At 63.1% G+C, this 23924-nt stretch carries 21 protein-coding genes; 8 read left to right on the top strand and 13 right to left on the bottom strand.

Features of this window, described 5'->3' with window-relative positions; genetic code table 11:
* Positions 1 to 10: 10 nt before the first annotated feature.
* The 5 genes from kdpC to J2858_RS21985 all read right to left on the bottom strand — a co-directional run bounded on the left by kdpC (position 11) and on the right by J2858_RS21985 (position 5197).
* Positions 11 to 580, bottom strand: coding sequence for a potassium-transporting ATPase subunit KdpC (kdpC, locus tag J2858_RS22005; protein ID WP_210107015.1), 570 nt, complete (start codon positions 578 to 580; stop codon positions 11 to 13).
* Between the two features lie 2 nt (positions 581 to 582).
* Positions 583 to 2619, bottom strand: a complete 2037-nt coding sequence (gene kdpB, locus J2858_RS22000; protein WP_210107014.1) for a potassium-transporting ATPase subunit KdpB — start codon at positions 2617 to 2619, stop codon at positions 583 to 585.
* An 11-nt stretch (positions 2620 to 2630) separates the two neighbouring features.
* Positions 2631 to 4340: a potassium-transporting ATPase subunit KdpA gene (kdpA, locus tag J2858_RS21995; RefSeq protein ID WP_210107013.1), complete on the bottom strand. Its 1710-nt coding sequence runs from the start codon at positions 4338 to 4340 to the stop codon at positions 2631 to 2633.
* 18 nt (positions 4341 to 4358) lie between these two features.
* Complete coding sequence (kdpF, locus tag J2858_RS24370; protein WP_210107068.1) at positions 4359 to 4445, bottom strand: K(+)-transporting ATPase subunit F; 87 nt, start codon at positions 4443 to 4445, stop codon at positions 4359 to 4361.
* A gap of 248 nt (positions 4446 to 4693) precedes the next feature.
* Complete coding sequence (locus J2858_RS21985) at positions 4694 to 5197, bottom strand: MarR family winged helix-turn-helix transcriptional regulator (protein WP_210107012.1); 504 nt, start codon at positions 5195 to 5197, stop codon at positions 4694 to 4696.
* 279 nt (positions 5198 to 5476) lie between these two features.
* Between J2858_RS21985 and J2858_RS21980 the strand changes: the two genes are divergently transcribed.
* The 4 genes from J2858_RS21980 to J2858_RS21965 all read left to right on the top strand — a co-directional run bounded on the left by J2858_RS21980 (position 5477) and on the right by J2858_RS21965 (position 10474).
* Positions 5477 to 6301 (top strand): p-hydroxycinnamoyl CoA hydratase/lyase, encoded by an 825-nt coding sequence (locus tag J2858_RS21980; RefSeq protein WP_210107011.1) that lies wholly within the window; start codon positions 5477 to 5479, stop codon positions 6299 to 6301.
* Between the two features lie 394 nt (positions 6302 to 6695).
* Positions 6696 to 7583 carry a MerR family transcriptional regulator gene (locus tag J2858_RS21975; protein ID WP_210107010.1) on the top strand — a complete coding sequence of 296 codons (888 nt, stop codon included), beginning with the start codon at positions 6696 to 6698 and terminating at the stop codon, positions 7581 to 7583.
* A gap of 321 nt (positions 7584 to 7904) precedes the next feature.
* Positions 7905 to 9680 (top strand): methyl-accepting chemotaxis protein, encoded by a 1776-nt coding sequence (locus J2858_RS21970; RefSeq protein WP_210107009.1) that lies wholly within the window; start codon positions 7905 to 7907, stop codon positions 9678 to 9680.
* Between the two features lie 185 nt (positions 9681 to 9865).
* On the top strand, positions 9866 to 10474 hold the full coding sequence (locus J2858_RS21965) for a LysE/ArgO family amino acid transporter (RefSeq protein ID WP_210107008.1): 609 nt from the start codon (positions 9866 to 9868) through the stop codon (positions 10472 to 10474).
* Between the two features lie 8 nt (positions 10475 to 10482).
* Here the strand turns inward: J2858_RS21965 and J2858_RS21960 are convergent, their stop codons facing one another.
* Positions 10483 to 10920, bottom strand: a complete 438-nt coding sequence (locus J2858_RS21960) for an Lrp/AsnC family transcriptional regulator (RefSeq protein ID WP_210107007.1) — start codon at positions 10918 to 10920, stop codon at positions 10483 to 10485.
* A gap of 122 nt (positions 10921 to 11042) precedes the next feature.
* On the opposite strand from J2858_RS21960, the gene rocF reads away from it, so the two are divergent.
* Positions 11043 to 11963 (top strand): arginase, encoded by a 921-nt coding sequence (rocF, locus tag J2858_RS21955; protein ID WP_210107006.1) that lies wholly within the window; start codon positions 11043 to 11045, stop codon positions 11961 to 11963.
* A 26-nt stretch (positions 11964 to 11989) separates the two neighbouring features.
* Positions 11990 to 13048: an ornithine cyclodeaminase gene (locus tag J2858_RS21950; protein ID WP_210107005.1), complete on the top strand. Its 1059-nt coding sequence runs from the start codon at positions 11990 to 11992 to the stop codon at positions 13046 to 13048.
* Positions 13049 to 13060: 12 nt separating this feature from the next.
* On the opposite strand, the gene J2858_RS21945 is transcribed toward J2858_RS21950, so the two are convergent.
* From J2858_RS21945 to hutI, 7 genes are all read right to left on the bottom strand, one after another.
* Positions 13061 to 13882 (bottom strand): HpcH/HpaI aldolase family protein, encoded by an 822-nt coding sequence (locus J2858_RS21945; protein ID WP_210107004.1) that lies wholly within the window; start codon positions 13880 to 13882, stop codon positions 13061 to 13063.
* A gap of 98 nt (positions 13883 to 13980) precedes the next feature.
* Positions 13981 to 15474, bottom strand: coding sequence for a glycerol kinase GlpK (gene glpK, locus J2858_RS21940; RefSeq protein ID WP_210107003.1), 1494 nt, complete (start codon positions 15472 to 15474; stop codon positions 13981 to 13983).
* A gap of 337 nt (positions 15475 to 15811) precedes the next feature.
* Positions 15812 to 16381 carry a HutD/Ves family protein gene (locus J2858_RS21935; protein ID WP_210107002.1) on the bottom strand — a complete coding sequence of 190 codons (570 nt, stop codon included), beginning with the start codon at positions 16379 to 16381 and terminating at the stop codon, positions 15812 to 15814.
* 2 nt (positions 16382 to 16383) lie between these two features.
* A complete protein-coding gene (hutU, locus tag J2858_RS21930) occupies positions 16384 to 18057 on the bottom strand; it encodes a urocanate hydratase (RefSeq protein WP_210107001.1) in 1674 nt (557 codons plus the stop codon).
* Positions 18058 to 18070: 13 nt separating this feature from the next.
* A complete protein-coding gene (gene hutG / locus J2858_RS21925) occupies positions 18071 to 18874 on the bottom strand; it encodes an N-formylglutamate deformylase (RefSeq protein ID WP_210107000.1) in 804 nt (267 codons plus the stop codon).
* A 55-nt stretch (positions 18875 to 18929) separates the two neighbouring features.
* Positions 18930 to 20465, bottom strand: coding sequence for a histidine ammonia-lyase (hutH, locus tag J2858_RS21920; RefSeq protein WP_210106999.1), 1536 nt, complete (start codon positions 20463 to 20465; stop codon positions 18930 to 18932).
* Entirely contained in the window at positions 20462 to 21733 is a 1272-nt protein-coding gene (hutI, locus tag J2858_RS21915) for an imidazolonepropionase (RefSeq protein WP_210106998.1), read from the bottom strand. Before hutI ends, hutH begins: the two co-directional genes overlap by 4 nt.
* 105 nt (positions 21734 to 21838) lie before the next feature.
* On the opposite strand from hutI, the gene J2858_RS21910 reads away from it, so the two are divergent.
* Positions 21839 to 23185, top strand: a complete 1347-nt coding sequence (locus J2858_RS21910; RefSeq protein ID WP_210106997.1) for a formimidoylglutamate deiminase — start codon at positions 21839 to 21841, stop codon at positions 23183 to 23185.
* Complete coding sequence (gene hutC, locus J2858_RS21905; protein WP_210106996.1) at positions 23182 to 23913, top strand: histidine utilization repressor; 732 nt, start codon at positions 23182 to 23184, stop codon at positions 23911 to 23913. The genes J2858_RS21910 and hutC overlap by 4 nt, the downstream gene beginning before the upstream one ends.
* Positions 23914 to 23924: the final 11 nt, after the last annotated feature.

Below are 23924 nucleotides of genomic sequence, written 5' to 3'. Positions count from 1 at the left end.
CCGGCGTGCTTTAACTCTTCAGGGCATCCAGCGCCATGTTGAGCGCAAGCACGTTAATGCGCGGTTCCCCGACAAGCGCAAGAGCGCGCCCCTCGGTCTGTTGCTCCACAAGGCTTGCCACATCGCTTTCGGCAAGCCCCCGGGCCTTTGCGATACGCGCCACCTGCGCGCGGGCAAACTCGGGAGAGATATGCGGATCAAGCCCGGAGCCGGAGGTGGTGACCGCATCACCGGGCACAGGTCCCGCAATGCCGGTGGCGTGGAGCTTCTCCAAGTCGGCTTTCACCCGGTCATGCAGCTTGACCGAGGTGGTGCCGAGATTGGAGCCGGACGATGACGTGGCATTATAGGCATCCGGCGAGGTGGCCGAAGGGCGCGACCAGAAATAGCGGTCGGAGGTAAACGACTGGCCGATCAGAGCGGAGCCGAGCACCGTGCCGTTCTTTTCGATCAGGCTGCCGTTTGCCTCTGCCGGCATCACCGCCTGGGCGATGCCGGTGACGGCGAGCGGATAGGCGATGCCGGTGATTGCAGTCATGACCACGATGAGTGTGATGGCGGGGCGAAGATGAGTAAGCATGGTTACACCAGGTGAAGGGCGGTGATGGCAAGGTCGATGATCTTGATGCCTGCAAAGGGCAGGAGAAGACCGCCGAGGCCATAGACCAGCAGGTTGCGGCGAAGGAGGGAGGCAGCACCCGACGGACGGTAGGAGACGCCGCGCAGCGCCAGCGGGATCAGCGCCACGATGATCAGCGCGTTGAAGATGACCGCCGACAGGATGGCCGATTGCGGCGAGGCAAGGCCCATGACGTTCAGCGCATCAAGCGCCGGATAGGTGGCGACGAACATTGCCGGGATGATGGCGAAATATTTCGCCACGTCATTGGCAATCGAAAACGTCGTCAGTGAACCGCGCGTCATCAGCAGCTGCTTGCCGATTTCGACGATCTCGATGAGCTTTGTCGGGCTGGAATCGAGATCCACCATGTTGGCGGCTTCGCGGGCGGCCTGCGTGCCCGTCTGCATGGCAACGCCGACATCGGCCTGGGCAAGCGCCGGGGCATCATTGGTGCCGTCGCCGCACATGGCGATCAGGCGACCACCCTGCTGTTCGCGGCGGATGAAGGCAAGCTTGTCCTCCGGCGTGGCCTGGGCAAGGTAATCGTCGACGCCGGCTTCCGAGGCAATCGCGGCAGCGGTCACCGGGTTGTCGCCGGTCACCATGACGGTGCGGATGCCCATGGCGCGAAGGGCAGCAAAACGTTCCTTGATGCCGGGCTTGACCACGTCCTTCAGGTGAATGGCGCCGAGCAGGCGGGTGCCATCGGCAACGGCAAGCGGCGTGCCGCCGGACCGTGCGATGGTATCAACGGCGCGGCGAAAATCTGCAGGCGCGTCGTCTTCGGTAAGGCCTGCAAATTTCAGCACCGCATCGACGGCCCCCTTGCGCAGGCGGCGGCCGGCAAGATCGACGCCTGACAGGCGGGTTTCGGCGGTAAAGCCGATGACGGCATCAAACTTCGCCTGCGGCATAGCCACGCCGAACTCGCCGGTGGCAAGCGCCACGACTGAGCGGCCTTCGGGTGTCTCGTCCGACAGGCTGGCGAGAAGGGCAGCTTCTGCCAGTTCCACCTGGGTCACGCCGGGGGCTGCGACGAAATCGCTCGCCATGCGGTTGCCGAAGGTGATCGTGCCGGTCTTGTCGAGCAGAAGCGTGTCGACGTCGCCGGCGGCTTCTACGGCACGGCCGGAGGTGGCGATCACATTGAAGCGCACCAGACGATCCATGCCGGCAATGCCGATGGAGGAGAGGAGGCCGCCGATGGTGGTCGGGATCAGGGTGACGAGGAGGGCTGCCAGCACGGTGACCGACAGAACCGTGCCCGAATAGCCGGCAAGACCCCAGATGGCGACGCAGACGAAGAGGAAGATCAGCGTCAGGCCGGACAGAAGGATCGAGAGCGCGATCTCGTTCGGCGTCTTCTGGCGCTTGGCCCCCTCGATGAGGGCGATCATGCGATCGACAAAGCTGGAGCCGGGGGCGACCGTGATCTTCACCTTGATCTCATCCGACAGCACCTGCGTGCCGCCGGTGACGGCCGAGCGGTCGCCGCCGGATTCGCGGATCACAGGGGCGGATTCGCCGGTGATGGCGCTTTCGTTGACCGAGGCAACGCCTTCGATGACTTCCCCGTCGCCGGGGATCAGCTCGCCGACCTTCACAATAACTATATCGCCGATCTTCAGGCTGGTGGAGGGCACGCTTTCGGTCTTGCCGCCGGCAATGAGACGACGGGCGACAAGTTCGGACTTGGTGCGCTTCAGGCTGTCGGCCTGGGCGCGGCCGCGCCCTTCGGCAACGGCTTCGGCAAAGGTGGCAAACAGCACAGTGAACCAGAGCCAGGCAGCGATCTGGCCGGAGAAACCGGCTTCTGCCGGATTGGAGACAAGATCGCGCAGGAAGAGCAGCGTCACCACGCCGGCGACAACCTCGGTGACAAAGATCACCGGATTGCGCAGCAACTGGCGCGGGTTGAGCTTCTTCACCGCATCGCGCATGGCCGGCATGAGAATGGCGGGGTCCAGAAGACCGGGCGCCTTATGGTCTTTTGACATGGGATGATCCTTTAGAAGGTCTGGCCGGCAAGCATGGCGAAGTGCTCGACGATGGGGCCAAGGGCAAGGGCGGGGAAAAACTGCAGGCCGCCCAGGATGAGGATGATGCCGATCAGCAGGCCGACAAAGAGCGGGCCATCGGTCGGAAACGTGCCGGAGGAGGCGGGAACCTTGACCTTTGCGGCAAGCGATCCGGCAATGGCCATGACCGGCACGACATAGGCGAAGCGGCCAAGCAGCATGGCGATGCCGAGCGTCGTGTTGTACCAGAGCGTATTGCCGGAAAGCCCGCCGAAGGCCGAGCCGTTATTGCCGGCAGCGGAGGTGTAGGCGTAGAGGATTTCCGACAGGCCGTGCGGGCCGGCTGTCCCGATGCTGGCCACCGCAATCGGCAGCATGGCGGAGATGGCGGTAAAGCCGAGGATGGCAAGCGGCAGGATGAGGATGGCGAGCATCGCAAACTTCATCTCGCGGCCCTCGATCTTCTTGCCGAGGAATTCCGGCGTGCGCCCGACCATGAGGCCGGCGACGAAGACGGAAAGAAGCGCAAAGACGATCAGCCCGTAGAGCCCGGAACCGACGCCGCCCGGCAGCACTTCGCCAAGCTGGATGAGGAACATCGGGATGAGCCCGCCAAGCCCCGTAAACGAGCCGTGCATGCCGTTGACGCCGCCATCCGAGAGGCCGGTGGTGACGGCTGCATAAAGCGCGGTCATGGCCTGTCCGAAGCGGACTTCCTTGCCTTCCATGTTGCCGAGTGCGGGATCGACGCCAAGTGCCGTCAGGATGGTATTGCCCTGCGCTTCCGCCCAGTAGGTGACAGCCACGCCTGCAATCAGCAGCACGGCGATGGCGGAAATCAGCGCCCAGCCCTGGCGGCGGTTGCCGACCATCTGGCCGAACGTATAGACCAGCGCCGCCGAGATCGACAGCATCGCGAAGATGTTGAGATAATTGGAGAATGCCGTCGGATTCTCGAAGGGATGCGCGGCATTGGCATTGAAGAAGCCGCCCCCATTGGTGCCAAGCTGCTTGATCGCCTCCTGGCTTGCGACAGGTCCGAGGGAGATGATCTGATTGGCGCCTTCAAGCGTGGTGGCGCTGATCGAGGCCTGCAGCGTCTGGGGCAGGCCCATGGCCACGAAGACGATGGCTGTTACGATGGACAGCGGCAGAAGCACGAAGAGCGTGGCGCGCGTCATGTCCACCCAGAAATTGCCGAGCGTTGCAATGCGCGAGCGGGTGAAGGCACGGGTAAAGGCAATGGCGAGCGCCATGCCGGTTGCCGCCGACAGGAAGTTGTGAACGGTCAGGCCCGCCATCTGGCTGAAATGGCTCATCGTCGCTTCACCGGCATAGTTCTGCCAGTTGGTGTTGGTGACGAAGGAAACGGCCGTGTTGAAGGCAAGGTCGGCCGGCACCGCTGCAAACCCCTGCGGGTTGAGCGGCAGATAGGCCTGGAGCCTCAGGATCGCATAAAGCGACACGAAACCGATCAGCGAAAAGGCAAGCATCGACAGCGTATAGGCAAGCCAACCCTGCTCCTTGCGCGGATCAATGCCGCTTAACCGGTAGATGCCGCGTTCGAGCGGCCCCATAACCGGCGAGAGGAAGGTGCGTTCGCCCTCAAAAACCCGCGCCATGAAAAGCCCGAGCGGCTTGATGACGAGGGCAACGGCTGCGAAAAGGAGGCTGATCTGCAGCCACCCGATGATGGTCATGGGAGATCTCCTCAGAAATCAGAAGCGTTCGGGGCGCAAAAGCGTCACCACGAGATAGACGCCAAGGGCGATGGCGACGAGAAGGCCGAAAAGGGGCTCAAACATTGTCGAGCTCCCTCAAAGCCGGTCGAGGGCGCGGGCATAAAGGGCAAGCGCCAGAAGCGTGCCGCAGCCAAGCGCCAGAAAAATGAAATCGGACATGTCCGTTCTCCTGTTGGAACAGAAGATAGGTTACGCCCGCTGAGGATCAGGGTTCGATTGGGAAGATGGAAGCGCGAGATAAAGAAAACATAAGGAACGGCGGGCGCCGCTTCGGGGCCGCTCACGGACGGGCGAGGGCCGGCGCGCCGGTCTCAGGCTTCGTCTGCCACCTCATCCGCCCAGACCAGTTGCAGCAGGCGGCGCAACTCGCGCCGCTCATCCTGCGACATGCGGGCAAGGATGCGGTCTTCGTGCGCCTGCACGAGCTGCAGCCAGTGGTGCGCCGTCGCAATGCCGGCCTGCGTCGGGTAAAGCCTCTGGATCCGCTGGTCCGCCGGGTCGTCGGCGCGGCTGAACAGGCCTTTTGCCTCCAGGACCTGCAAAAGTGCCACGATGTTGGCGCGCTTGATGGCAAGGGTTCGGCAGATATCGGCAGAGGTGCGGCCGGGATGTTCCACGATGCTGATGAGAACACTCATGGTGATCGGCCGGGCGCCTTCCGGCTCGAGCGCGGCAACCGCCCCGTTCATGTCATAGACCGATGCCCGGCGAAGGTGATAGCCGACGAGTTCGCCGAGCGCCTCGCGGATCTCGGAAAGCTCGGGCACGGTGTCGCTCTGGTCGGATTTCATCGGGCGTGAGGTTTCCTCGTGCATCGCATCTCCTCTTGACGCCGTTCCAATGTAGCGACATTAATGCTATGAAACATAGCAGTCAATCAACGCGTCGATGTCCGGCCTCGGGAGGATCGGTATAGCACAGGGACAGCGGGCCTTTACAGGCTCCGATGTGCCTATCCGCCGGGATGGATGGTCGCATATTACGCGCATTCGGGGGCCGGATGCCCGTATCACGGATGTCAATCGCCGGATTTTTCCGCGCCCCGCCGACAGGTGCGGCGCAGAGACACAGACCAAGGGAGCAAGGAGAACAAGATGGCCAATGATGTAGATACAGTGTCCTACGACGTGCGCGACGGCATTGCCTGGCTGCGCTTTAATCGTCCGGACAAGCGCAACGCGATGAGCCCGACGCTGAACCGCGCCATGATGGTGGCACTCGACGAGCTGGAATTTCGCGAGGATGTCGGTGTTCTGGTGCTGACAGGCGAGGGCAGTGCCTGGACCGCCGGCATGGACCTCAAGGAATATTTTCGCGAGTCCGAAGCCGACGGCCTGAAGGGCGTGCGCCGGGCGCAGCGCGAAAGCTATGGCTGGTGGCGCCGCCTGCGCTGGTATCAGAAGCCGACCATCGCCATGGTCAATGGCTGGTGCTTCGGCGGTGGCTATGGCCCGCTGTTTGCCTGCGATCTTGCCTTTGCGGCAGATGAATCGAAGTTCGGCCTCTCGGAAATCAACTGGGGCATCCTGCCGGGGGGCGGAGCCACCAAGGTTGCGGTGGAACTGCTGCCGTTCCGCAAGGCCATGTATCATGCCATGCTGGGCGAGCCGATTGACGGCAAGACGGCGGCTGAATGGGGGCTCGTCAATGAAAGCCTGCCGCTCGACCAGCTGGAGGGGCGCGTCATCGAGGTGGCACGCAAGCTTCTCGAAAAGAATCCCGTGGCTCTCAAGGCCACCAAGGATGCCGTGCGCCGCGTCGGCGTGATGACCTATGACGAGGCCGAGGATTACCTCGTTCGGGCCCAGGAAGCGGCCAATTCCTACGATGCGACCGGCCGCAAGGAAGGCATTCGGCAGTTCATCGACGAGAAGAGCTACAAGCCGGGGCTTGGCGCCTACGACAAGTCGCGCCGCTGAGCCATCCGCTCGGGCCAGTGTGAAACCAAGCACCGGTGACGCCAAGAGGCGCCACCGGTGCTGTCGCATTGTCGTTCTTGTGCTTCAGCAGGACCGGATCGGTCACGCCATTGCGACATCGGCACCGCGCAAAGTCGCCGCGCAAAATAAATTTTTCGGCGCGTGAAACTTTTTGTAATCCCCCGCGTTTACAAAAATTGGATCGAAAACCGTGTGACGGTCTGCGACCCCGGATACGGGTGGCAGCGGTTGCTCGATCATATTTTGCACACGATCAAGACTTTGAAATATGATGGACGCTGCCTCGAAATCCCCGATTCCCCAGCTTCGATCGGCCGTGCCGGTAAGGCGCCCGTTGAGGGGCAGCGGAGAGGACGGACAGGAGCAGATCCCGATGGCCGAGGCGCTTCGGCATGTCGGCATCAGCAAGCTTGTGCTGCATGCGTGGGAGCGCCGCTATCAGCAGCCATTGGCAGAAAGAACCGAAACCGGCAGGCGGTATTTTACTGCCGATCAGGTCTATCGGCTGATCCTGCTCAAGCAGTGCAGCGACGCAGGCTATCGGATTGGCACCATCATCTCCCTTCCGATCGAAAGCTTGGCCGAGATCGCGCGCGCCCATCACAAGCTCATAAACCTCACCCCGCTTCTTGACGCCATCCGGCGAATGGACGCGATTGCCATGAAAACCCTGCTTGAGGAACATCTGGCTGTCGAAACGCCAGCCGAATTCGGCAAGGCGACGGTTGCACCACTGATGAAGGAGGTTGGCCGGCAATGGAGTGAGGGCACGCTGTCTATTGCTGCAGAACACATGGTTTCGGCCGAAATCCGCGGCATGCTGTCGATCTGCCTCAACAGCCTGCCGCTCGACCCGGCTGCGCCCAAGGCGATCGTGGCCACGTTGGAAGGCGAACATCATGAGATCGGCGCCTTGCTGGCGACCCTTCTTGCCCGCAACGCTGGACTTGCGGCGGTTTATCTTGGGCCTAATCTTCCCATCGATGATATCGTTTCTGCCGCAGAGGCAAGTTCCGCACGTGTGGTCTGTCTCAGCTGCCTGATCGGCAAGGCGCGCAATTTGAAGCCGAGGCTGGAACGCCTGCGCCAGACCCTTCCCGTGCCCATCGAGATCTGGACGGGCGGACCGGGTTTTTCTGAAGCGCCTGCCATCAGCGGCATTCGCCATTTCAGCGAGATCGGTGATTTCGAAAAAGCGGCTGAGACTTTGGCACTGGGTGAAAAGGCGCCATCGCGGCGTCACGCCGCAAGGGCTGATTGAACAGGAGTTCCCTGCCTGATGGCGCCCGCCGCGATGAACAGCGCCTGGCGGATCCGGCTCGAACGTCCCATCTCTGGTTTCTTGAGATGACGCGCGCGGGTATACGGCGAGACAAAAACAGCTCTTCAAGACCACTTTTGACGTTCGCCAATCCCTCCGAACGCAGCATTGCTGCGCGCAGCCGCATGCTGCCTGGGCGTGACGTGAGCATATACAAAAGCGCATTAAATTAGTTTTTTCTTAGATTGTTGTCGATATTCTGCGATCCTCCACTCCGGCGCTGCTGCGCTTGCGCCAGACCCTGCTACGAGGACACACGGAATGTTCGAAGCCACGCTGAACAAGAAGATTGCCGCCAAGCTTTCGGCCCTTGACGCTTTGCAAGCCAATGTGATGGTTGCGGATTCAAACTTGAACATCACCTATATGAACCCGGCGGTGATGCAGCTCCTGAAGGATGCGGAAAAGGACCTGATCAAGGAACTGCCGCGTTTTTCGGTCGCCACCTTGATCGGCAGTAATATCGACGTGTTTCACAAGAACCCAACCCATCAGCGCACCATGCTGGCGGCGCTGCGGGAGCGTCATCAGGCGACGATCCAGGTTGGCGCGCTGAGCTTTGACCTTTTGGTAACGCCGCTGAAGCGCAACGGTAAAACGCTCGGTTTCGTCGTTGAATGGGCAAACGCCAAGGAGCGAATGCTGAACCTTGATTACGCGGCCCAGATTGCGGCCATCAGCCGGTCGCAGGCCATCATCGAATTTACGGTCAGTGGAGAAATCCTTGGGGCCAACCGGAATTTCCTCGATGCCCTTGGTTATGCCTCCATTGAGGAACTGAAGGGTCGCCACCACAGCATGTTCGTGTCGAAGGAATATGCGGCAAGCCCTGAGTACAAGGCATTCTGGCAGGAACTCGCGGCAGGGCGATATCAGGCGGCGGAATTCACCCGCGTCACCAAGGACGGCCGCCAGATTGTGATTTCGGCCTCCTATAATCCCATCCTGGAAATCAACGGCAAGGTCACGAAGGTCGTCAAGTTCGCAACCGACGTGACGAAACGCATCAGGACCGTCTCCGCGCTGGGCGACAGTTTGAAACGCCTGTGTTCGGGTGATTTCGCCTTCCAGCTGGAGGAGGCGTTTGCCCCGGAATTCGAATTCCTGCGCCACGATCTCAATCGCTCCGTCGGGCAGCTTTGCGATACGTTCCGCCAGATCTCCACCAGCGTCGATCTGCTGAGCACGGGCACCAGCGAGATTACCGGTGGCGTCAAGGATTTGTCGCGCCGCACGGAATCGCAGGCTGCGAGCCTTGAAGAGACGGCCGCCGCCCTTGATGAAATCACCTCGAACGTCACGTCGTCGGCGCAGCGTGCGCTCGATGCACGCGATGTTGCGGCCAGGGCCAAGCTCAACGCGGAACAGTCGGCAAGTGTCGTTGCCCATGCGGTGGATGCGATGAGCCGCATTGAGGACTCGTCGAGCAAGATTTCCAACATCATCGGCGTAATCGACGAAATTGCCTTCCAGACCAACCTGCTGGCTCTCAACGCCGGCGTTGAAGCGGCGCGTGCCGGGGAAGCCGGTCGCGGCTTTGCCGTCGTTGCCCAGGAAGTGCGCGAACTGGCGCAGAGATCGGCGAAGGCTGCCAAGGAAATCAAGGATCTCATCCAGAACTCGACCACGGAAGTCGAAAACGGTGTGCGGCTGGTGAGCGAGACGGGCGGGGCCCTGAAGAGCATCAGTGCTCTGATCGTTGAGATCAACGACCACGTCGATGCCATTTCGACTGCCGCGCGCGAACAGTCGACGGGGCTTGCGGAGGTCAATGGCGCCGTCAACAGCATGGACCAGACGACACAGCAGAACGCTGCCATGGTGGAGGAAAGCAGTGCAGCGGCAGCGACCCTGTCTGCCGAAACGCTGAAGCTGAAGGAAATGGTGGGCGCCTTCACACTCGACAATCGGGATGGCCGCCGTCATGCCGTTGGCCAGGCGGGATATCGCAGCCCCCCCACCGCGCCGCGTAACTTACGGACGCGACGCGCAAGCGCACGAGAAGCCGGCAGGCAAATCGATGCGGGCCGACGATAAGGACGTTCGATCCCGTGCTAGTTTTTGAGAATACCTGTCGGCAGGCAGCTTAGAGCAGCGGCAAGGATTGGGTTTTAAGGCAGGTGGGCAGAGAGGTTTTCGGAGACGAGCATTTTACACTGGCATCAACAGAAGCGTGACGCTATCGGTCGCCGTCGACCCGTCTTACGAGTGCTTTGCAGGCCATGCAGTCATCCGCCCTTCTTACCGGTTTCACCACCGGGCTCAGTCTCATCCTTGCCATCGGTGCGCAAAACGCCTTCGTGCTGCGCCAGGGGCTGCTTGGCGCGCATGTCCTGGCCGTCTGCCTTGCCTGTGCCGTATCGGACGCGCTGCTGATCCTCATCGGCGTCACCAGTTTTCGCCAGATCGCCGCGGTGCTGCCCTGGCTTGATCCGGTCATGCGGCTGGGGGGAGCCGCGTTTCTTCTCGCCTATGGCGCGCGCAGCCTGTATTCGGCCTTTCGTTCCAGCGGCAGTCTGTCGACCGAGGGCGAAGCGGTGGCAGGCTTGTGGCCGACACTTGCCACATGCCTTGCGCTGACCTGGCTCAACCCGCATGTCTATCTCGATACGGTAGTACTGCTCGGGACGATTTCCACGCGCTTTCCCGGGGCGGAGCTGGTCTTTGCCGCAGGCGCCGCCATCGCCTCCTTCAGCTTTTTCTTTCTCCTTGGCTACGGCGCGGGCTTCCTGCGGCCGGTCTTTCAAAAGCCGGGCAGCTGGCGCGTTCTGGAAGCCTTGATCGGCCTTGTGATGTGGGCCATTGCGCTGAAACTGCTGTTTGCCGACTGATCCTGACGCTATAGCCGCGCCCGCGTGCTGCGCGGTGTGGCAAGAAGCAGGCTGGTTTCGCTGCCGGTAATGCCCGGTACCAGACGGATGCGCCGCAGCACCGCGTCAAACTCCGCAAGGCTTGCCGCGCCCACCTCGACGATCAGGTCGAAGCGGCCATTGGTGGTATGGATCTCGGAAATTTCCGGAAAACCGCCGAGCGTGCGGATCACCCGGTCGGCCATGCGCCCCTCGATCTCGATCATCATGATACCGCGCACCGGCAGTTCCACCGCATCGGCGCGCAGGATGACCGTATAGCCGATGATATTGCCGCTGGTTTCCAGCCGTTCCATGCGCGCCCGAACCGTCGCACGCGAGACACCGAGGTCAAGCGCCAGATCCGAGACGCTACGGCGTGCATCATGGCGCAGAAGCGTGACCAGGCGCGTATCCAGATCGTCCATCGTCTCATGCCAATTCGGTTGATCATCCTGCCATATTGCTAAGCTACACTGATAAAGATGGCAATTATCGATGTTCAAATTGCCAGTCCCGCATGGTTCATTGAAATGAAGGAGACATGGGCATGATTTGCAAACTGATCGGTGTGCCGCTGCAGGATGGCGCTTCACAACTGGGCTGCGAGATGGGACCCAGCGCCCTGCGCACCGCCGGCATCGTCGCCGCACTGTCGGAGCTTGGTCATCAGGTGCGCGACCTCGGGAACCTCGCACCGACCGGGAGGGCGAGCGCAACCCATCCGAATGCGGCGGTGCGCAATCTTGCCGAAATCAGCGGCTGGATCAAAGCGATCGAGCAAGCGGCCTACCTTGAGAGCGAAGACGGCATGCCGATCTTCCTCGGCGGCGACCATGCCTTGTCTGCCGGTTCTGTCGCAGGTGTTGCCCGGCGCGCCGCTGAGAAGGGCCGGCCGCTCTTTGTGCTCTGGCTCGATGCCCATACCGATTTCCATACGCTCGATACGACCGGCAGCGGAAACCTGCATGGCGTACCGGTCGCCTATTTTACCGGCCGCCCCGGCTTCCAGCCTTTCTTTCCAGCACTCGCCGCGCCCGTCGATCCGGCCAATGTCTGCATGATCGGCATCCGCAGCGTCGATCCGGCCGAGCGCGCGGCACTCAGCAAGACCGATGTGGTCGTGCATGACATGCGCGCCATCGATGAGCATGGCGTGGCGGCACTGTTGCGCGGCTTTCTGGAACGGGTCGCCGCCGTCAACGGGCTCCTGCATGTGAGCCTCGATGTCGATTTCCTCGATCCGTCGGTCGGCCCGGCTGTCGGCACCACGGTGCCGGGTGGGGCAACCTTTCGCGAGGCCCATCTCGTCATGGAAATGCTGCATGACAGCGGCCTCGTTTCCAGCCTCGATCTTGTGGAACTGAACCCTTTCCTCGACGAGCGCGGCCGCACCGCAACGCTTCTGGTGGATCTCACCGCGAGCCTGATGGGCCGCACGGTCATGGATCGTCCGACCCGCAGCTACTGACAGATTTTTTCCGCAGGAGGATCATCATGCCGGCGCAGACAGACCTCAACCTCGTGCCCTTCGTTAGCGTCGAGACCATGATGAACCTCGTGGCGTCGACCGGCACGGAAACCTTCCTCACCGAGCTTGCCGCCTATATCGAGGAGGATTTCCGCCGCTGGGAGTGTTTTGACAAGACACCGCGCATCGCCTCGCACTCGCTCGATGGCGTGATCGAACTGATGCCGACCAGCGACGGCCGGCTCTACGGCTTCAAATATGTCAACGGTCATCCGAAGAACACCCGGACCGGTCGCCAGACGGTGACCGCCTTTGGTGTTCTGTCGGATGTCGATAGCGGCTATCCGCTGCTCTTGAGCGAAATGACCATTCTGACGGCGCTGCGCACAGCCGCGACTTCCGCCCTTGGCGCGCGCTATCTGGCGCCGAAGGGCGCGCGCACCATGGCACTCATCGGCAATGGGGCCCAGAGCGAGTTCCAGGCGCTCGCCTTCAAGGCGCTGCTCGGCATCGACCGTCTGCGGCTGTTCGACATCGAGCCTGCGGCGAGCGACCGCTGCCGGCGCAATCTGGAAGCCTTCGGTTTTCAGATCGAGATCTGTCGGTCAGCCGAGCAGGCGGTGGAGGGGGCGCACATCATCACCACGGCCACCGCCGACAAGCAGAGTGCCACGATCCTCACCGACAACATGATCGGCAGCGGTGTGCATATCAATGCGGTGGGCGGTGATTGCCCGGGCAAGACCGAACTGCACCGCGACATCCTGCTGCGCGCCGACATTTTCGTGGAATTCCCGCCCCAGACCCGCATCGAAGGCGAGATCCAGCAATTGCCGGCCGATCATCCGGTGACGGAACTCTGGCAGGTGATGAGCGGAGCCGCACCCGGCCGGCAGACGGCCGAACAGATCACGCTGTTCGACAGCGTCGGCTTTGCCACCGAGGATTTTTCCGCCCTGCGCTACGTGCGCGACATCCTGATCGCCGGAGGAAAAATCGACTATCTCGACCTCTTGGCCGATCCCGACGAGCCGCGCGATCTGTTTGGCATGCTGCTGCGCCATAAGGCGCGGCAGCAGACATAGGCTGAAGTGGGCTCAGTAGGATGCGGCGGCAATCGGCGGCGGCGCTTCGCCCCTGGCGCGGGCCTCTTGGATCGCCCGGTATTCGCCCATGGCGGCAAGGCCGCTGTCGCGCAGTAGCGCCACGTCATAGGGACCGGGAATGAAGCGGTAGCCGCGTTCCAGCAGGTCATGCACATTGGCCCCTGCATTCGGCACCGTGCCCATGATCTTGCCGGCCGCCAGGATATCGCGTTCGGCCTTGCGGGCCAGCGCCTGCACTTCCGGATGGCCGGTCTGCCCGAGCCGACCGATGGAGCCGGCGAGATCATTGATGCCGATGAAGATCACGTCGGCGCCCTCGATTGCCGAAATTTCGTCCGCATGCTCGACTGCCGTATAGGATTCCAGCTGTAGCACGATCAGCATGTTGGCATTGGCCTTCTCGAGGTAATCTGGCTCGGTGCCATAGCTTGAGGCGCGCACCACGCTTGCCGCATAGCCGCGAATGCCCTGGGGCGGGTAAAGGCAGGCCTTTACCGCATCGGCCGCCGCATCCGGCGTGTCGACCTGCGGGATCATCACCGACTGTACGCCGCCATCGATGACGCGCTTCAGGAAGACATGATCGTTCCACGGCACACGCACGACGGGCGGCGTTGGTGTCGCCTCGATGGCGCGCAGCGCGTCCACGATGTCGCGCGTTTCACCCAGGCCATGCTCATGGTCGGCCAGCAGGAAATCAAAGCCGAGATGGCCAAGGATTTCGCAGTTAGTCGGTGAGCCGCCGCCGACCCAGCAGCCATAGGCGGCGTCTCCGGCAAGGAGGCGGGCTTTGAGATGGTTGGGCTTGAACATGAGCAGATACCTTGCGTGGGAACCGGAATGATGTCGATGAAGGCTTCAAAGCCTCTGGTGCAACCTTAACCGCGCCGTGCGCGGTCGCCTACCGCAAATTACCGGCCGAAGGCGAGCGTGCAGCGCACTGCCGAATCCCAGCCATCAAGCAGGCGCCGGCGTTCGTCCGTCTGCATCGATGGAACGAACTGCCGCTCGCGGTGCCAATCGGCCGCAAAACCCTGCCGGTCGGGCCAGATTCCGGCGCCGTGGCCCGCAAGCCAGGCCGCCCCGAGCGCCGTCACTTCCGGCGATGCCGAGCGATCGACGGCAACGCCCAGAATGTCGGCCAGCCGCTGCATGGTCCACTCGTTTGCGGCCATGCCGCCATCGACACGCAGCAGCGTATCGGCATTGCCCGGCCAATCCTTGCGCATGGCGCCAAGCAGATCGCGGGTCTGGAAGCAGACCGATTCCAGCGCTGCCCGGGCAAATTCCGCAGGGCCCGTGTTGCGCGTCATGCCGAACATGGCGCCTCGCGCCTCCGCATCCCACCAGGGCGCACCAAGGCCGGTAAAGGCCGGCACCAGATAGACGGCCTGGCCTGGATCGGCACTGGCCGCAAGCTCTGCGGTTTCCGATGCCTTGCCGATCATCTTCAGCCCGTCGCGCAGCCATTGCACGGCCGCGCCCGCGATGAAGATCGAGCCTTCGAGCGCATAGTGTATTTCGCCGTCGAGCCTGTAGGCAATGGTGGTCAGCAGCCGGTTCTTCGAGGTGACCCGATCCTTGCCGGTATTCAAAAGGGCAAAGCAGCCGGTGCCGTAGGTAGATTTCATCATGCCGGGCGTGAAGCAGGCCTGCCCGATGACGGCGGCCTGCTGGTCGCCCGCTACGCCGCGAATGGCGATGGCACCACCGAAGAGATCCGGGACCGTCTCGCCGAATTCATCGATATTGGAAAGGATCTCCGGCAGCATCGAGGCCGGGATGTCAAACAGTCGAAGCAGATCCTCGTCCCAGGTGGCGGTGCCGATATTGCACAGCATGGTGCGCGAGGCGTTGGTCACGTCGATGACGTGGCGCCTGCCGCCGGTCAGCTTGTAGATCAGCCAGCTGTCGACGGTGCCAAAGGCGAGATGCCCCGCTTCGGCGGCGGCCCGAGCGCCCTCGACATTGTTCAGCAGCCAGGCGATCTTGGTGGCGGAAAAATAGGGGTCGATCAACAGGCCCGTCCGCTCCGCCACCAGATCGGCATGGCCGTCCGACCGCAGGTGGGCACAATGGTCTGCCGTGCGCCGGTCTTGCCAGACGATGGCACGGTGAATAGCCTTGCCGGTGCGCCGGTCCCAGACCAGCGCCGTCTCGCGCTGATTGGTGATGCCGATGGCGGCAATCGCTGCGGCGGTGACGCCTGCCGTTTCCATGGCCCTGCGGGCAGTCTCAAGCGTTGTCGTCCACAGATCCTCGGCCTCATGCTCCACCCAGCCTGACTGCGGAAAATGCTGGGGGAATTCCAGCTGCCCGGTGCCGCGGCTCTTGTAGGCGCGGTCGAAGATGATCGAGCGGGTGGACGTGGTGCCCTGGTCGATGGCGAGAATATAGTCCTTCATGCGGCAGATCCCTTGTCCGTCATGGCGTGCAGATCATGGAGGACCGGCCAATCGAACCGATCCTTGAAAACGCCGTTTGGATGTGCCGGTCGCGGCTGTGCTTTGCAGGCCGAGCCTGCATGCCATCGCATTGCCTGCTCGCCGACGTCATCTCCTCCGCGCCCGTCGCTCCCAACGACAGCCTTGACTTGGTAGCATAAATGGCGGGCGGCAAAAGCCCTCCGTGGCGGCTTTTGAAAGTGTTCGCGTTCACGAGGCATGACGCGGGGACGGAAGGACAGGCCGGCACCGGGACGCCGGCATCCCGCATTTTCCATAAAGAAGCTGAGCGCGCGGTTCAGTCCCGCGCGTCGATCTCGATCAGGATGACGCTGGGGCAGCCCTCGAGGGAAACCGCGGGATCGCCCGCGTCAATCAGGACGCAGTCCCAGGTCTGCAGCGTCTCGGCGCCGTCCGCCCATGCCAGCTTCAGATTGCCTTCCGGGCAAAAGACGGCTCGGGTCGAGCGGGAGGGTGGCAGATCGAGCGGCAAGGACAGACGATGCACCGTGTGGCTGAGGCGCTTGCGCTGCGTCATCACGTTGAGATCGATCACCGGGCCATCGACAAGAACCGCGCCGGCCGCCACGTCGGCGTGGAACGGCAAGGGGGCGGATCCTCGCGTCAGCGTGACCTCCGGCTGATCCCCGATGGTGAGGATCATGCCGGCACCTGACAGGATCGTCAGGGTACGGTCCACATCCTCGAAAGTCGAAAATGGGCCGTCCGCGTCCACGGTTGCCATGCTGATGCGCCAGTCGAAGGCATTGAGGGCGGCGTCCGGCGGAAAGATGGCGATTTCCGCCGTCTCACCGCCGCCGTTCTTCCACGGCATGCGCCTGTAGTTTTCTGACTTGAGGATCTGCATCGTCAGTTGCCGAGGATGCCGGGCAGGCGCAGGCCCTTGTCCTTCGCGCAGTCGAGCGCGATGTCGTAGCCCGCATCGGCATGGCGCATGACGCCGGTGGCCGGATCGTTCCACAGCACGCGTTCCAGCCGGCGGGCGGCATCGTCGGTGCCGTCGGCGCAGATCACCATGCCGGAGTGCTGGGAAAAGCCCATGCCGACGCCACCGCCGTGATGCAGCGACACCCAGGTGGCACCCGAGGCGCAGTTCAGAAGCGCGTTGAGAAGCGGCCAGTCGGACACAGCGTCCGAGCCGTCCTTCATCGCTTCCGTTTCGCGGTTGGGCGAGGCGACGGAGCCTGAATCGAGGTGGTCGCGACCAATCACCACCGGCGCCTTCAGTTCGCCGTTCCTGACCATCTCGTTGAAGGCGAGGCCGAGCTTGTGGCGATCGCCGAGGCCCACCCAGCAGATGCGGGCGGGAAGCCCCTGGAAGGCAATGCGCTCGCGCGCCATGTCCAGCCAGTTGTGCAGGTGCTTGTTGTCCGGCAACAGTTCCTTCACCTTGGCATCGGTCTTGTAGATGTCTTCCGGATCGCCGGAGAGGGCGGCCCAGCGGAAGGGTCCGATGCCGCGGCAGAAGAGCGGGCGGATATAGGCCGGCACGAAGCCCGGGAAGGCAAAGGCGTTCTCGAATCCTTCTTCCTTGGCGACCTGGCGGATGTTGTTGCCGTAATCCAGCGTCGGAATGCCCATGTTCCAGAAATCGACCATGGCCTGCACATGCACCTTCATCGAAGCGCGGGCGGCGGCTTCCACCGCCTTCGGGTCGCTTTCCTGCTTGGCGCGCCATTCGGCGACCGTCCAGCCGGACGGCAGATAGCCATGGATCGGATCATGCGCCGAGGTCTGGTCGGTGACGATATCGGGCTTCACGCCGCGACGGACGAGCTCCGGGAAGACGTCCGCCGCGTTGCCGACCAGGCCGACGGATTTTGCTTCGCCCGCCTTGGTCCACTGGTCGATGAGGGCGAGCGCCTCGTCCAGCGTATGGGCCTTGGCATCGACATAACGGGTGCGCAGGCGGAAATCGATGCGGGTCTCGTCGCATTCGACGGCAAGGCAGCAGGCGCCGGCCATGACGGCGGCAAGCGGCTGCGCGCCGCCCATGCCGCCGAGGCCGCCGGTCAGGATCCACTTACCCTTCAGATTGCCGTTATAGTGCTGGCGCCCGGCTTCCACGAAGGTTTCGTAGGTGCCCTGCACGATGCCTTGGGTGCCGATATAGATCCACGAACCGGCGGTCATCTGGCCGTACATGGCCAGCCCCTTCTTATCCAGCTCGTTGAAATGGTCCCAGGTGGCCCAGTGCGGCACGAGGTTGGAATTGGCGATCAGAACGCGCGGCGCATCCTTGTGGGTGCGGAACACGCCGACCGGCTTGCCGGACTGGACGATGAGGGTTTCTTCCTCCGTCAGCGTCTTCAGCGTCTCGACGATCTTGTCGAAATCGTTCCAGGTGCGGGCAGCGCGGCCAATGCCGCCATAGACCACCAGCTCGTGCGGGCGCTCCGCGACATCCGGATCGAGATTGTTCATCAGCATACGCAGAGGCGCTTCCGTCATCCAGCTCTTGGCCGTCAGTTCGGTGCCCTGCGGCGCGCGGACCTCGCGAATATTGTGGCGTGGATTGGTCATGGGTCGTCTCCCCTCAGCGTGTCAGATTAAGCGCAATCGCTTCGATGCGCTCCAGAATGGTCTTGAGATGGGCCCGAAGCTCACCCGCCTTTGCGTCGTCATAGGCAAAGGGCGGCGCTTCGGTGGCGAGGTGGCTGATCTGCGCGAGTTCCATCTGGATCGCGTGAACGCCCGCCTGCGGCTTGCCGTAATGGCGCGTCGTCCAGCCGCCCTTGAAGCGGCCGTTGAGAATGCTGCTATAGCCTTCGGCCCGGGCGGCAATGTCCGCCGTCGCCTGCTCGATCGCCGCATCGCAAGTTTCGCCGGAATTGGTGCCGATGTTGAAATCCGGCAGCCGCCCCTCGAACAGGAAGGGAATTTCGGAACGGATCGAGTGGCAGTCATAGAGTACCGCGACGCCGTGCAGCGCCTTCACCCGCTCGATTTCGGCGGCAAGCGCGGCATGATAGGGGGCGTGGAAACCCGCCAGCCGTTCGGCGATATCCGCCTCCGTCGGCTGCTGTCCATCCTTCCAGATCGGCTGACCATCAAAATCCGTCTCCGGAATGAGGCTGGTGGTGTTCTGCCCCGGATAGAGGCTCGTTCCCGACGGATCGCGATTGGCATCGATCACGTAACGATGGAAGGTGGCGCGCACCGTCGTGGCATTTTCCAGCAGCCCCGCATAGAGGTGATGAATGTGCCAGTCGGTATCGGCAAGCAGCTTGCCGTTGTCGTTCAGGCGGTCCCAGATGGCCGGCGGAACCTCGGTTCCCGTATGCGGGAAGGCGAGGATGACGGGCGAGGTGCCACGGGTGATTTCGAAGGTTGTGGTCATCAACGCTCTCAAGTCTTGTTACAGGGGTAGGCCACGGACGGTGCACATCATGACATCACCCCTCCAGGCCCGGCAGGATGCCGGCGGAGACGCTGGCAACGAGCGTACCCTCGGCCACCAGCCGGCCGGCGGCCTCCAGATCCGGGGCCATGTAGCGATCCTCTTCCAGCGTCGAGACGCTGGCGCGCAGAGCGGCCATGGCCTTCTGCAGTTCCGGGCTGGTCGTCAGCGGGCTACGAAATTCCACACCCTGCGCCGCCGTCAGAGCCTCGATGCCGATGATGGAAAACAGGTTATCGGTCATCTGCAGCAGACGCCGCGCACCGTGGCAGGCCATGGATACATGGTCTTCCTGATTGGCGGAGGTCGGCGTCGAATCGACCGAGGCCGGATGCGCCATCTGCTTGTTTTCGCTCATCAGGGCTGCCGAGGTGACTTCGGCGATCATCAGGCCGGAATTCAGACCCGGCTTCTTTGCCAGGAAGGCCGGCAGGCCATAGGAGAGGGCGGGATCGACGAGTAGCGCGATGCGCCGCTGGGCAATCGCGCCGATTTCGCAGACGGCAATGGCGATCTGGTCAGCCGCGAAGGCGACGGGTTCTGCGTGGAAATTACCGCCGGAAACGACGCTCATATCGGAGAGCACCAGCGGATTGTCGGTCACCGCATTGGCCTCGATTTCGAGCGTGCGGCCGGCCATGCGCAACAGATCAAGGCAGGCGCCATCCACCTGCGGCTGGCAGCGGATGCAATAGGGATCCTGCACGCGCTCGTCCCCTTCGAGATGGCTCTGGCGAATGACAGAACCCTCCAGCAGGCCGCGGAGCGCCGCCGCCGTATCGATCTGGCCCTTGTGGCCACGCAGCGTATGAATGTCTTCGGTGAACGGCGCAGACGAGCCCATCGCCGCATCGGTGGAGAGCGCGCCGGTGATCAGCGCTGCCTGCGCGGCCCGATGGGCGCGGAACAGGCCGGCGAGCGCGAGTGCGGTCGAGGCCTGCGTGCCATTGATCAGTGCCAGCCCTTCCTTCGCCGCCAGCACGACGGGCGTAAGGCCGGCCCGGCGCAAGGCCTCGGCACCAGACAGGCGTTCACTCTGATAAAAGGCTTCGGCCTCCCCCATCATAACGGCGGCCATATGGGCAAGCGGCGCCAGATCGCCGGACGCGCCGACCGAGCCCTTTTCCGGGATGAGCGGCGTCACACCCTTGTCCAGCATGCCTTCGATGAGCCGCACCAGATCCAGCCGCACGCCGGAGGCGCCGCGGCCGAGCGAGACAAGCTTCAACGCCATGATGAGGCGCACGATGGCCTCCGGCAGCGGCTGCCCGACGCCGCAGCAATGCGACAGGATGAGATTGCGCTGGAGGGTCGCGGTATCTGCGGCATCGATCTTGATCGAGGCGAGCTTTCCGAAGCCGGTGTTGATGCCATAGACGGGCGCATTGCCGGCCGCGATCTGGGCAATGCGGGCGGCAGCCTTTTCGATGCCGGCATCGAAGCTGCGGTCCAATGCGGCGCTTTCGCCGGTCCAGTAGATCTGCGCAAGTTCCGCCAGCGTGACACGGCCGGGATGAAGGGTGATGGTCATGCAAGAACTCCGGCAGAGGAAAAGGTCGTACGGCCGTTCCACACCCGCTGGACGAGCGGGTTGAAGCCGATGCGGTAGACGAGTTCGGCGGGGCGTTCGATATCCCAGAGCGTGAAGTCGGCGGCCTTGCCGGCCTCCAGCGTGCCGGTTTTGTCCTGCAGCCCCAAGGCCTTCGCCGCCTCGCGGGTGACCCCCGCCAGGCATTCCTCGACGGTGAGGCCAAACAGGGTGGCGCCCATGTTCATGGTCATCAGAAGCGAGGTCAGCGGCGAGGTGCCGGGATTGCTGTCGGTCGCAAGCGCAATCGACGCACCGGCCGCCCGCAGCGCCTTCACGGGCGGGTGCTGCTTTTCCCGCAACGTGTAGAAAGCGCCGGGCAGCAGAACCGCCACGGTTCCGGCCTCAGCCAGTGCTGCTGCATCCTCGTCCCCCAGATATTCCAGATGATCGGCCGAGAGCGCCCCATAGGCGGCGGCAAGTCTGGCCCCCTTCAGGTCCGACAGCTGTTCGGCATGCAGCTTGACCGGCAGGCCAAGCGCCTTTGCCTCTTCGAACACACGGGCGATTTCGGCCGGCGAAAAGGCAATGCCCTCGCAGAAACCATCGACCGCATCGACAAGGCCTTCGGCATGGGCGGCACGCAGGCCGGGGATTACGATCTCGCTGATGTAATCGCCATTGCGGCCCTTGTATTCGGGCGGCGTCGCATGAGCGGCAAGCCAGGTGGTGAGAATGCGCACGGGGCGGATCTCGCCCAGCCTGCGGGCCGCACGCAGCATGTTCAGCTCACCCTCGATGCTGAGCGCATAGCCGGACTTGATCTCGACGGTGGAAACACCCTCCGCGATCAGCGTATCGAGACGGGGCAGGGCAGCGGCCACGAGCTGATCGGCCGTCAGCGCATTGGTGGCCTTGACGGAGGAGACGATGCCGCCGCCGGCGCGGGCGATCTCTTCATAGGTGGCGCCCGCAAGCCGCATCTCGAACTCCATGGCGCGGTTGCCGCCATAGACCAGGTGCGTGTGGCAATCGATGAAGGAGGGCAGCATCAGGCGGCCGCCGCAATCGATCACCTCGGCATCGTCGGCAATGTCTGCCGGCGTGGCATGAGCCGGGCCGACGAACAGGATGCGCCCGCCCTCTGCCGCCAGCACGCCGTTTTCGATGATGTCAGTCCCTGCCTCATTCGAAAGCGTGGCAATCCGCGCGTTCCGCCACAGCCTGCGACCGGCACTTGAAGACTCTCCTGAAAAATCGCGTCCTGCCATCGTTCTTTCGCCTTCCCTTTGCGGTAACATGTATATACATTATGAGGTTCACGCAAGCGGAAATTCCGGAGCCGCGACGGCTCCAACCAGTCAAGGAACGGCGACATGCAGGTGATCCACGCAAATAGCGCTTTATTGCCAGAGGGTTGGCAAAACGATGTGCGGCTGACGATCGTGGATGGTCAGTTATCGAGTGTGGAAACGGGCGTGGCGGCAGAGGCGGGTGACCTGCGCTATCCGGTCATCGTGCCGGCCATGCCGAACCTGCACTCCCATGCCTTCCAGCGCGCCATGGCAGGCCTTGCCGAGCGGCGCGGCCCGGGCGCCGACAGCTTCTGGAGCTGGCGCACGCTGATGTACCGCTTTGCGCTGTCGATGACGCCTGATCAGGTGGAAGCGGTGGCAGCCCAGCTATACATGGAGATGCTTGAGGCGGGCTTTGGTCGCGTCGGGGAATTCCATTATCTGCACCATGATCGGGATGGCGGCTTTTACGCCAATATCGCCGAAATGGCAGAGCGCATCGCGGCGGCCTCTGTCGAAACTGGCATCGGCCTCACACTGCTTCCCGTGTTCTATGCGCATTCCGGCTTTGGCGGTGCGGCGCCAAACGAAGGCCAGCGCCGGTTCCTGCATTCGCCCGATGCCTTTGCGCGCCAAATGGAGGCCTGCCGCAGCCTTGTCGGCACCTTGCCCGGCGCAAGGCTCGGCATTGCGCCGCACAGTCTACGGGCCGTCACGCCTGGCGAGTTGCAGGCGATCCTGCCGCTGGCAGAGGGCGGACCGGTGCATATCCACGTGGCCGAACAGCTGAAGGAAGTGGAGGATAGCCTTGCCCATACCGGCCAGCGCCCGGTGGAATGGCTTCTGTCCCATGCCGCGGTCGATCATCGCTGGTGCCTGATTCACGCCACGCACATGACACCTGAGGAAGTGCGCGGAGTTGCAGCCTCCGGCGCGGTGGCAGGGCTTTGCCCGATCACCGAGGCCAATCTCGGCGACGGTATTTTTGACGGCGCAGCGTTTCTCGAACAAGGCGGCCGCTTCGGTATCGGATCGGATTCCAACATCCTGATCTCGGTTGCGCAGGAATTGCGGCAGCTGGAATATTCGCAGCGTCTGGCGCTCACGGCCCGCAATGTCGTGGCCGAGGTCGAAGGGTCGACGGGCCGGCGTCTGTTCGATTCAGCCCTTGCCGGCGGCGCGGCCGCCATGGGCGCTCCGGCAGGCCTTGTCGCTGGCCAGAGTGCCGATCTGGTTGCGCTCGACGCATCGGCCGTCCCCTATCTTGCGGCCGACCAGATTCTCGATCACTGGATCTTTGCCGGCGGTGTCGGCGTCGACAGTGTCTGGGTGCGCGGCCAGATGCAGGTTGAAAAAGGTCGCCACCGGCTGCGCGACAGGATAAGCCGACGCTTTGGCGATACGATGCGGGACTTGCTGTCATCATGACGGGCGAAAAAGACGGCACGCTGCACAGCCGTATTCTGGCTGATCTGGAGGGGAAGATCCTCTCCGGAACCTGGCCGCCCGGCCACCGGCTTCCCTTCGAGGTGGATCTTGCCGTGCACTATGGCTGTTCGCGCATGACGGCGAACAAGGTTCTGACGCAGCTGGCGCGGGCGGGCCTCATCGAACGGCGCAAGAAATCCGGCAGTTTCGTCGCCCAGCCGGTCGCCCAGGCCGCCGTCCTCGAAATTCACGATATCGAGGCTGAGGTTCGCTCCCTCAACCTCTCTTACGCGTTTGATCTCAAACAGCAAAAGGCGCGCAAGGCAAGTGCCGCAGATCGGCAGCATCTGGACGTGAGCGCCGGTGCGACCGTGCTTGATCTCACCTGCCTTCACCGCGCCGGTACGCGCCCCTTCTGCCTGGAGCAGCGCCTGATCAACCTGGACACTGTAGCCGAAGCCGCAAGCGCCGACTTCTCAAAGACCGCTCCCGGCGCCTGGCTGATCAGCCGGGTGCCGTGGAACGCTGCCGAGCACCGCATCCAGGCCTTTTCAGCATCCGCCGAGATCTCCGCGGCGCTCGAGATCCCGCGCAATGCCGCCTGCCTCGTCATCGAGCGCCGCACCTGGGGTGCAAGCGGGCCCGTCACCTTCGTGCGCTTCACCTATCCCGGCGACAGGCACGCGCTGGTGGCCCGTTTCCAGCCGGGCGAAAGCCCGGCCGGTTAACGTCCGATCGG

It is taken from the genome of Neorhizobium galegae (genome assembly GCF_017877135.1).
Classification (GTDB): domain Bacteria; phylum Pseudomonadota; class Alphaproteobacteria; order Rhizobiales; family Rhizobiaceae; genus Neorhizobium; species Neorhizobium galegae_A.
Note: the sequence above shows the minus strand (reverse complement) of the source record. Positions and strands in the feature narration are given on the sequence as shown.

Coding starts and splice junctions, on each gene's coding strand:
- kdpC (WP_210107015.1), bottom strand. CDS start 580: ATGCTTACTCATCTTCGCCCCGCCATCACACTCATCGTGGTCATGACT.
- kdpB (WP_210107014.1), bottom strand. CDS start 2,619: ATGTCAAAAGACCATAAGGCGCCCGGTCTTCTGGACCCCGCCATTCTC.
- kdpA (WP_210107013.1), bottom strand. CDS start 4,340: ATGACCATCATCGGGTGGCTGCAGATCAGCCTCCTTTTCGCAGCCGTT.
- kdpF (WP_210107068.1), bottom strand. CDS start 4,445: ATGTTTGAGCCCCTTTTCGGCCTTCTCGTCGCCATCGCCCTTGGCGTC.
- J2858_RS21985 (WP_210107012.1), bottom strand. CDS start 5,197: ATGCACGAGGAAACCTCACGCCCGATGAAATCCGACCAGAGCGACACC.
- J2858_RS21980 (WP_210107011.1), top strand. CDS start 5,477: ATGGCCAATGATGTAGATACAGTGTCCTACGACGTGCGCGACGGCATT.
- J2858_RS21975 (WP_210107010.1), top strand. CDS start 6,696: ATGGCCGAGGCGCTTCGGCATGTCGGCATCAGCAAGCTTGTGCTGCAT.
- J2858_RS21970 (WP_210107009.1), top strand. CDS start 7,905: ATGTTCGAAGCCACGCTGAACAAGAAGATTGCCGCCAAGCTTTCGGCC.
- J2858_RS21965 (WP_210107008.1), top strand. CDS start 9,866: ATGCAGTCATCCGCCCTTCTTACCGGTTTCACCACCGGGCTCAGTCTC.
- J2858_RS21960 (WP_210107007.1), bottom strand. CDS start 10,920: ATGGACGATCTGGATACGCGCCTGGTCACGCTTCTGCGCCATGATGCA.
- rocF (WP_210107006.1), top strand. CDS start 11,043: ATGATTTGCAAACTGATCGGTGTGCCGCTGCAGGATGGCGCTTCACAA.
- J2858_RS21950 (WP_210107005.1), top strand. CDS start 11,990: ATGCCGGCGCAGACAGACCTCAACCTCGTGCCCTTCGTTAGCGTCGAG.
- J2858_RS21945 (WP_210107004.1), bottom strand. CDS start 13,882: ATGTTCAAGCCCAACCATCTCAAAGCCCGCCTCCTTGCCGGAGACGCC.
- glpK (WP_210107003.1), bottom strand. CDS start 15,474: ATGAAGGACTATATTCTCGCCATCGACCAGGGCACCACGTCCACCCGC.
- J2858_RS21935 (WP_210107002.1), bottom strand. CDS start 16,381: ATGCAGATCCTCAAGTCAGAAAACTACAGGCGCATGCCGTGGAAGAAC.
- hutU (WP_210107001.1), bottom strand. CDS start 18,057: ATGACCAATCCACGCCACAATATTCGCGAGGTCCGCGCGCCGCAGGGC.
- hutG (WP_210107000.1), bottom strand. CDS start 18,874: ATGACCACAACCTTCGAAATCACCCGTGGCACCTCGCCCGTCATCCTC.
- hutH (WP_210106999.1), bottom strand. CDS start 20,465: ATGACCATCACCCTTCATCCCGGCCGTGTCACGCTGGCGGAACTTGCG.
- hutI (WP_210106998.1), bottom strand. CDS start 21,733: ATGGCAGGACGCGATTTTTCAGGAGAGTCTTCAAGTGCCGGTCGCAGG.
- J2858_RS21910 (WP_210106997.1), top strand. CDS start 21,839: ATGCAGGTGATCCACGCAAATAGCGCTTTATTGCCAGAGGGTTGGCAA.
- hutC (WP_210106996.1), top strand. CDS start 23,182: ATGACGGGCGAAAAAGACGGCACGCTGCACAGCCGTATTCTGGCTGAT.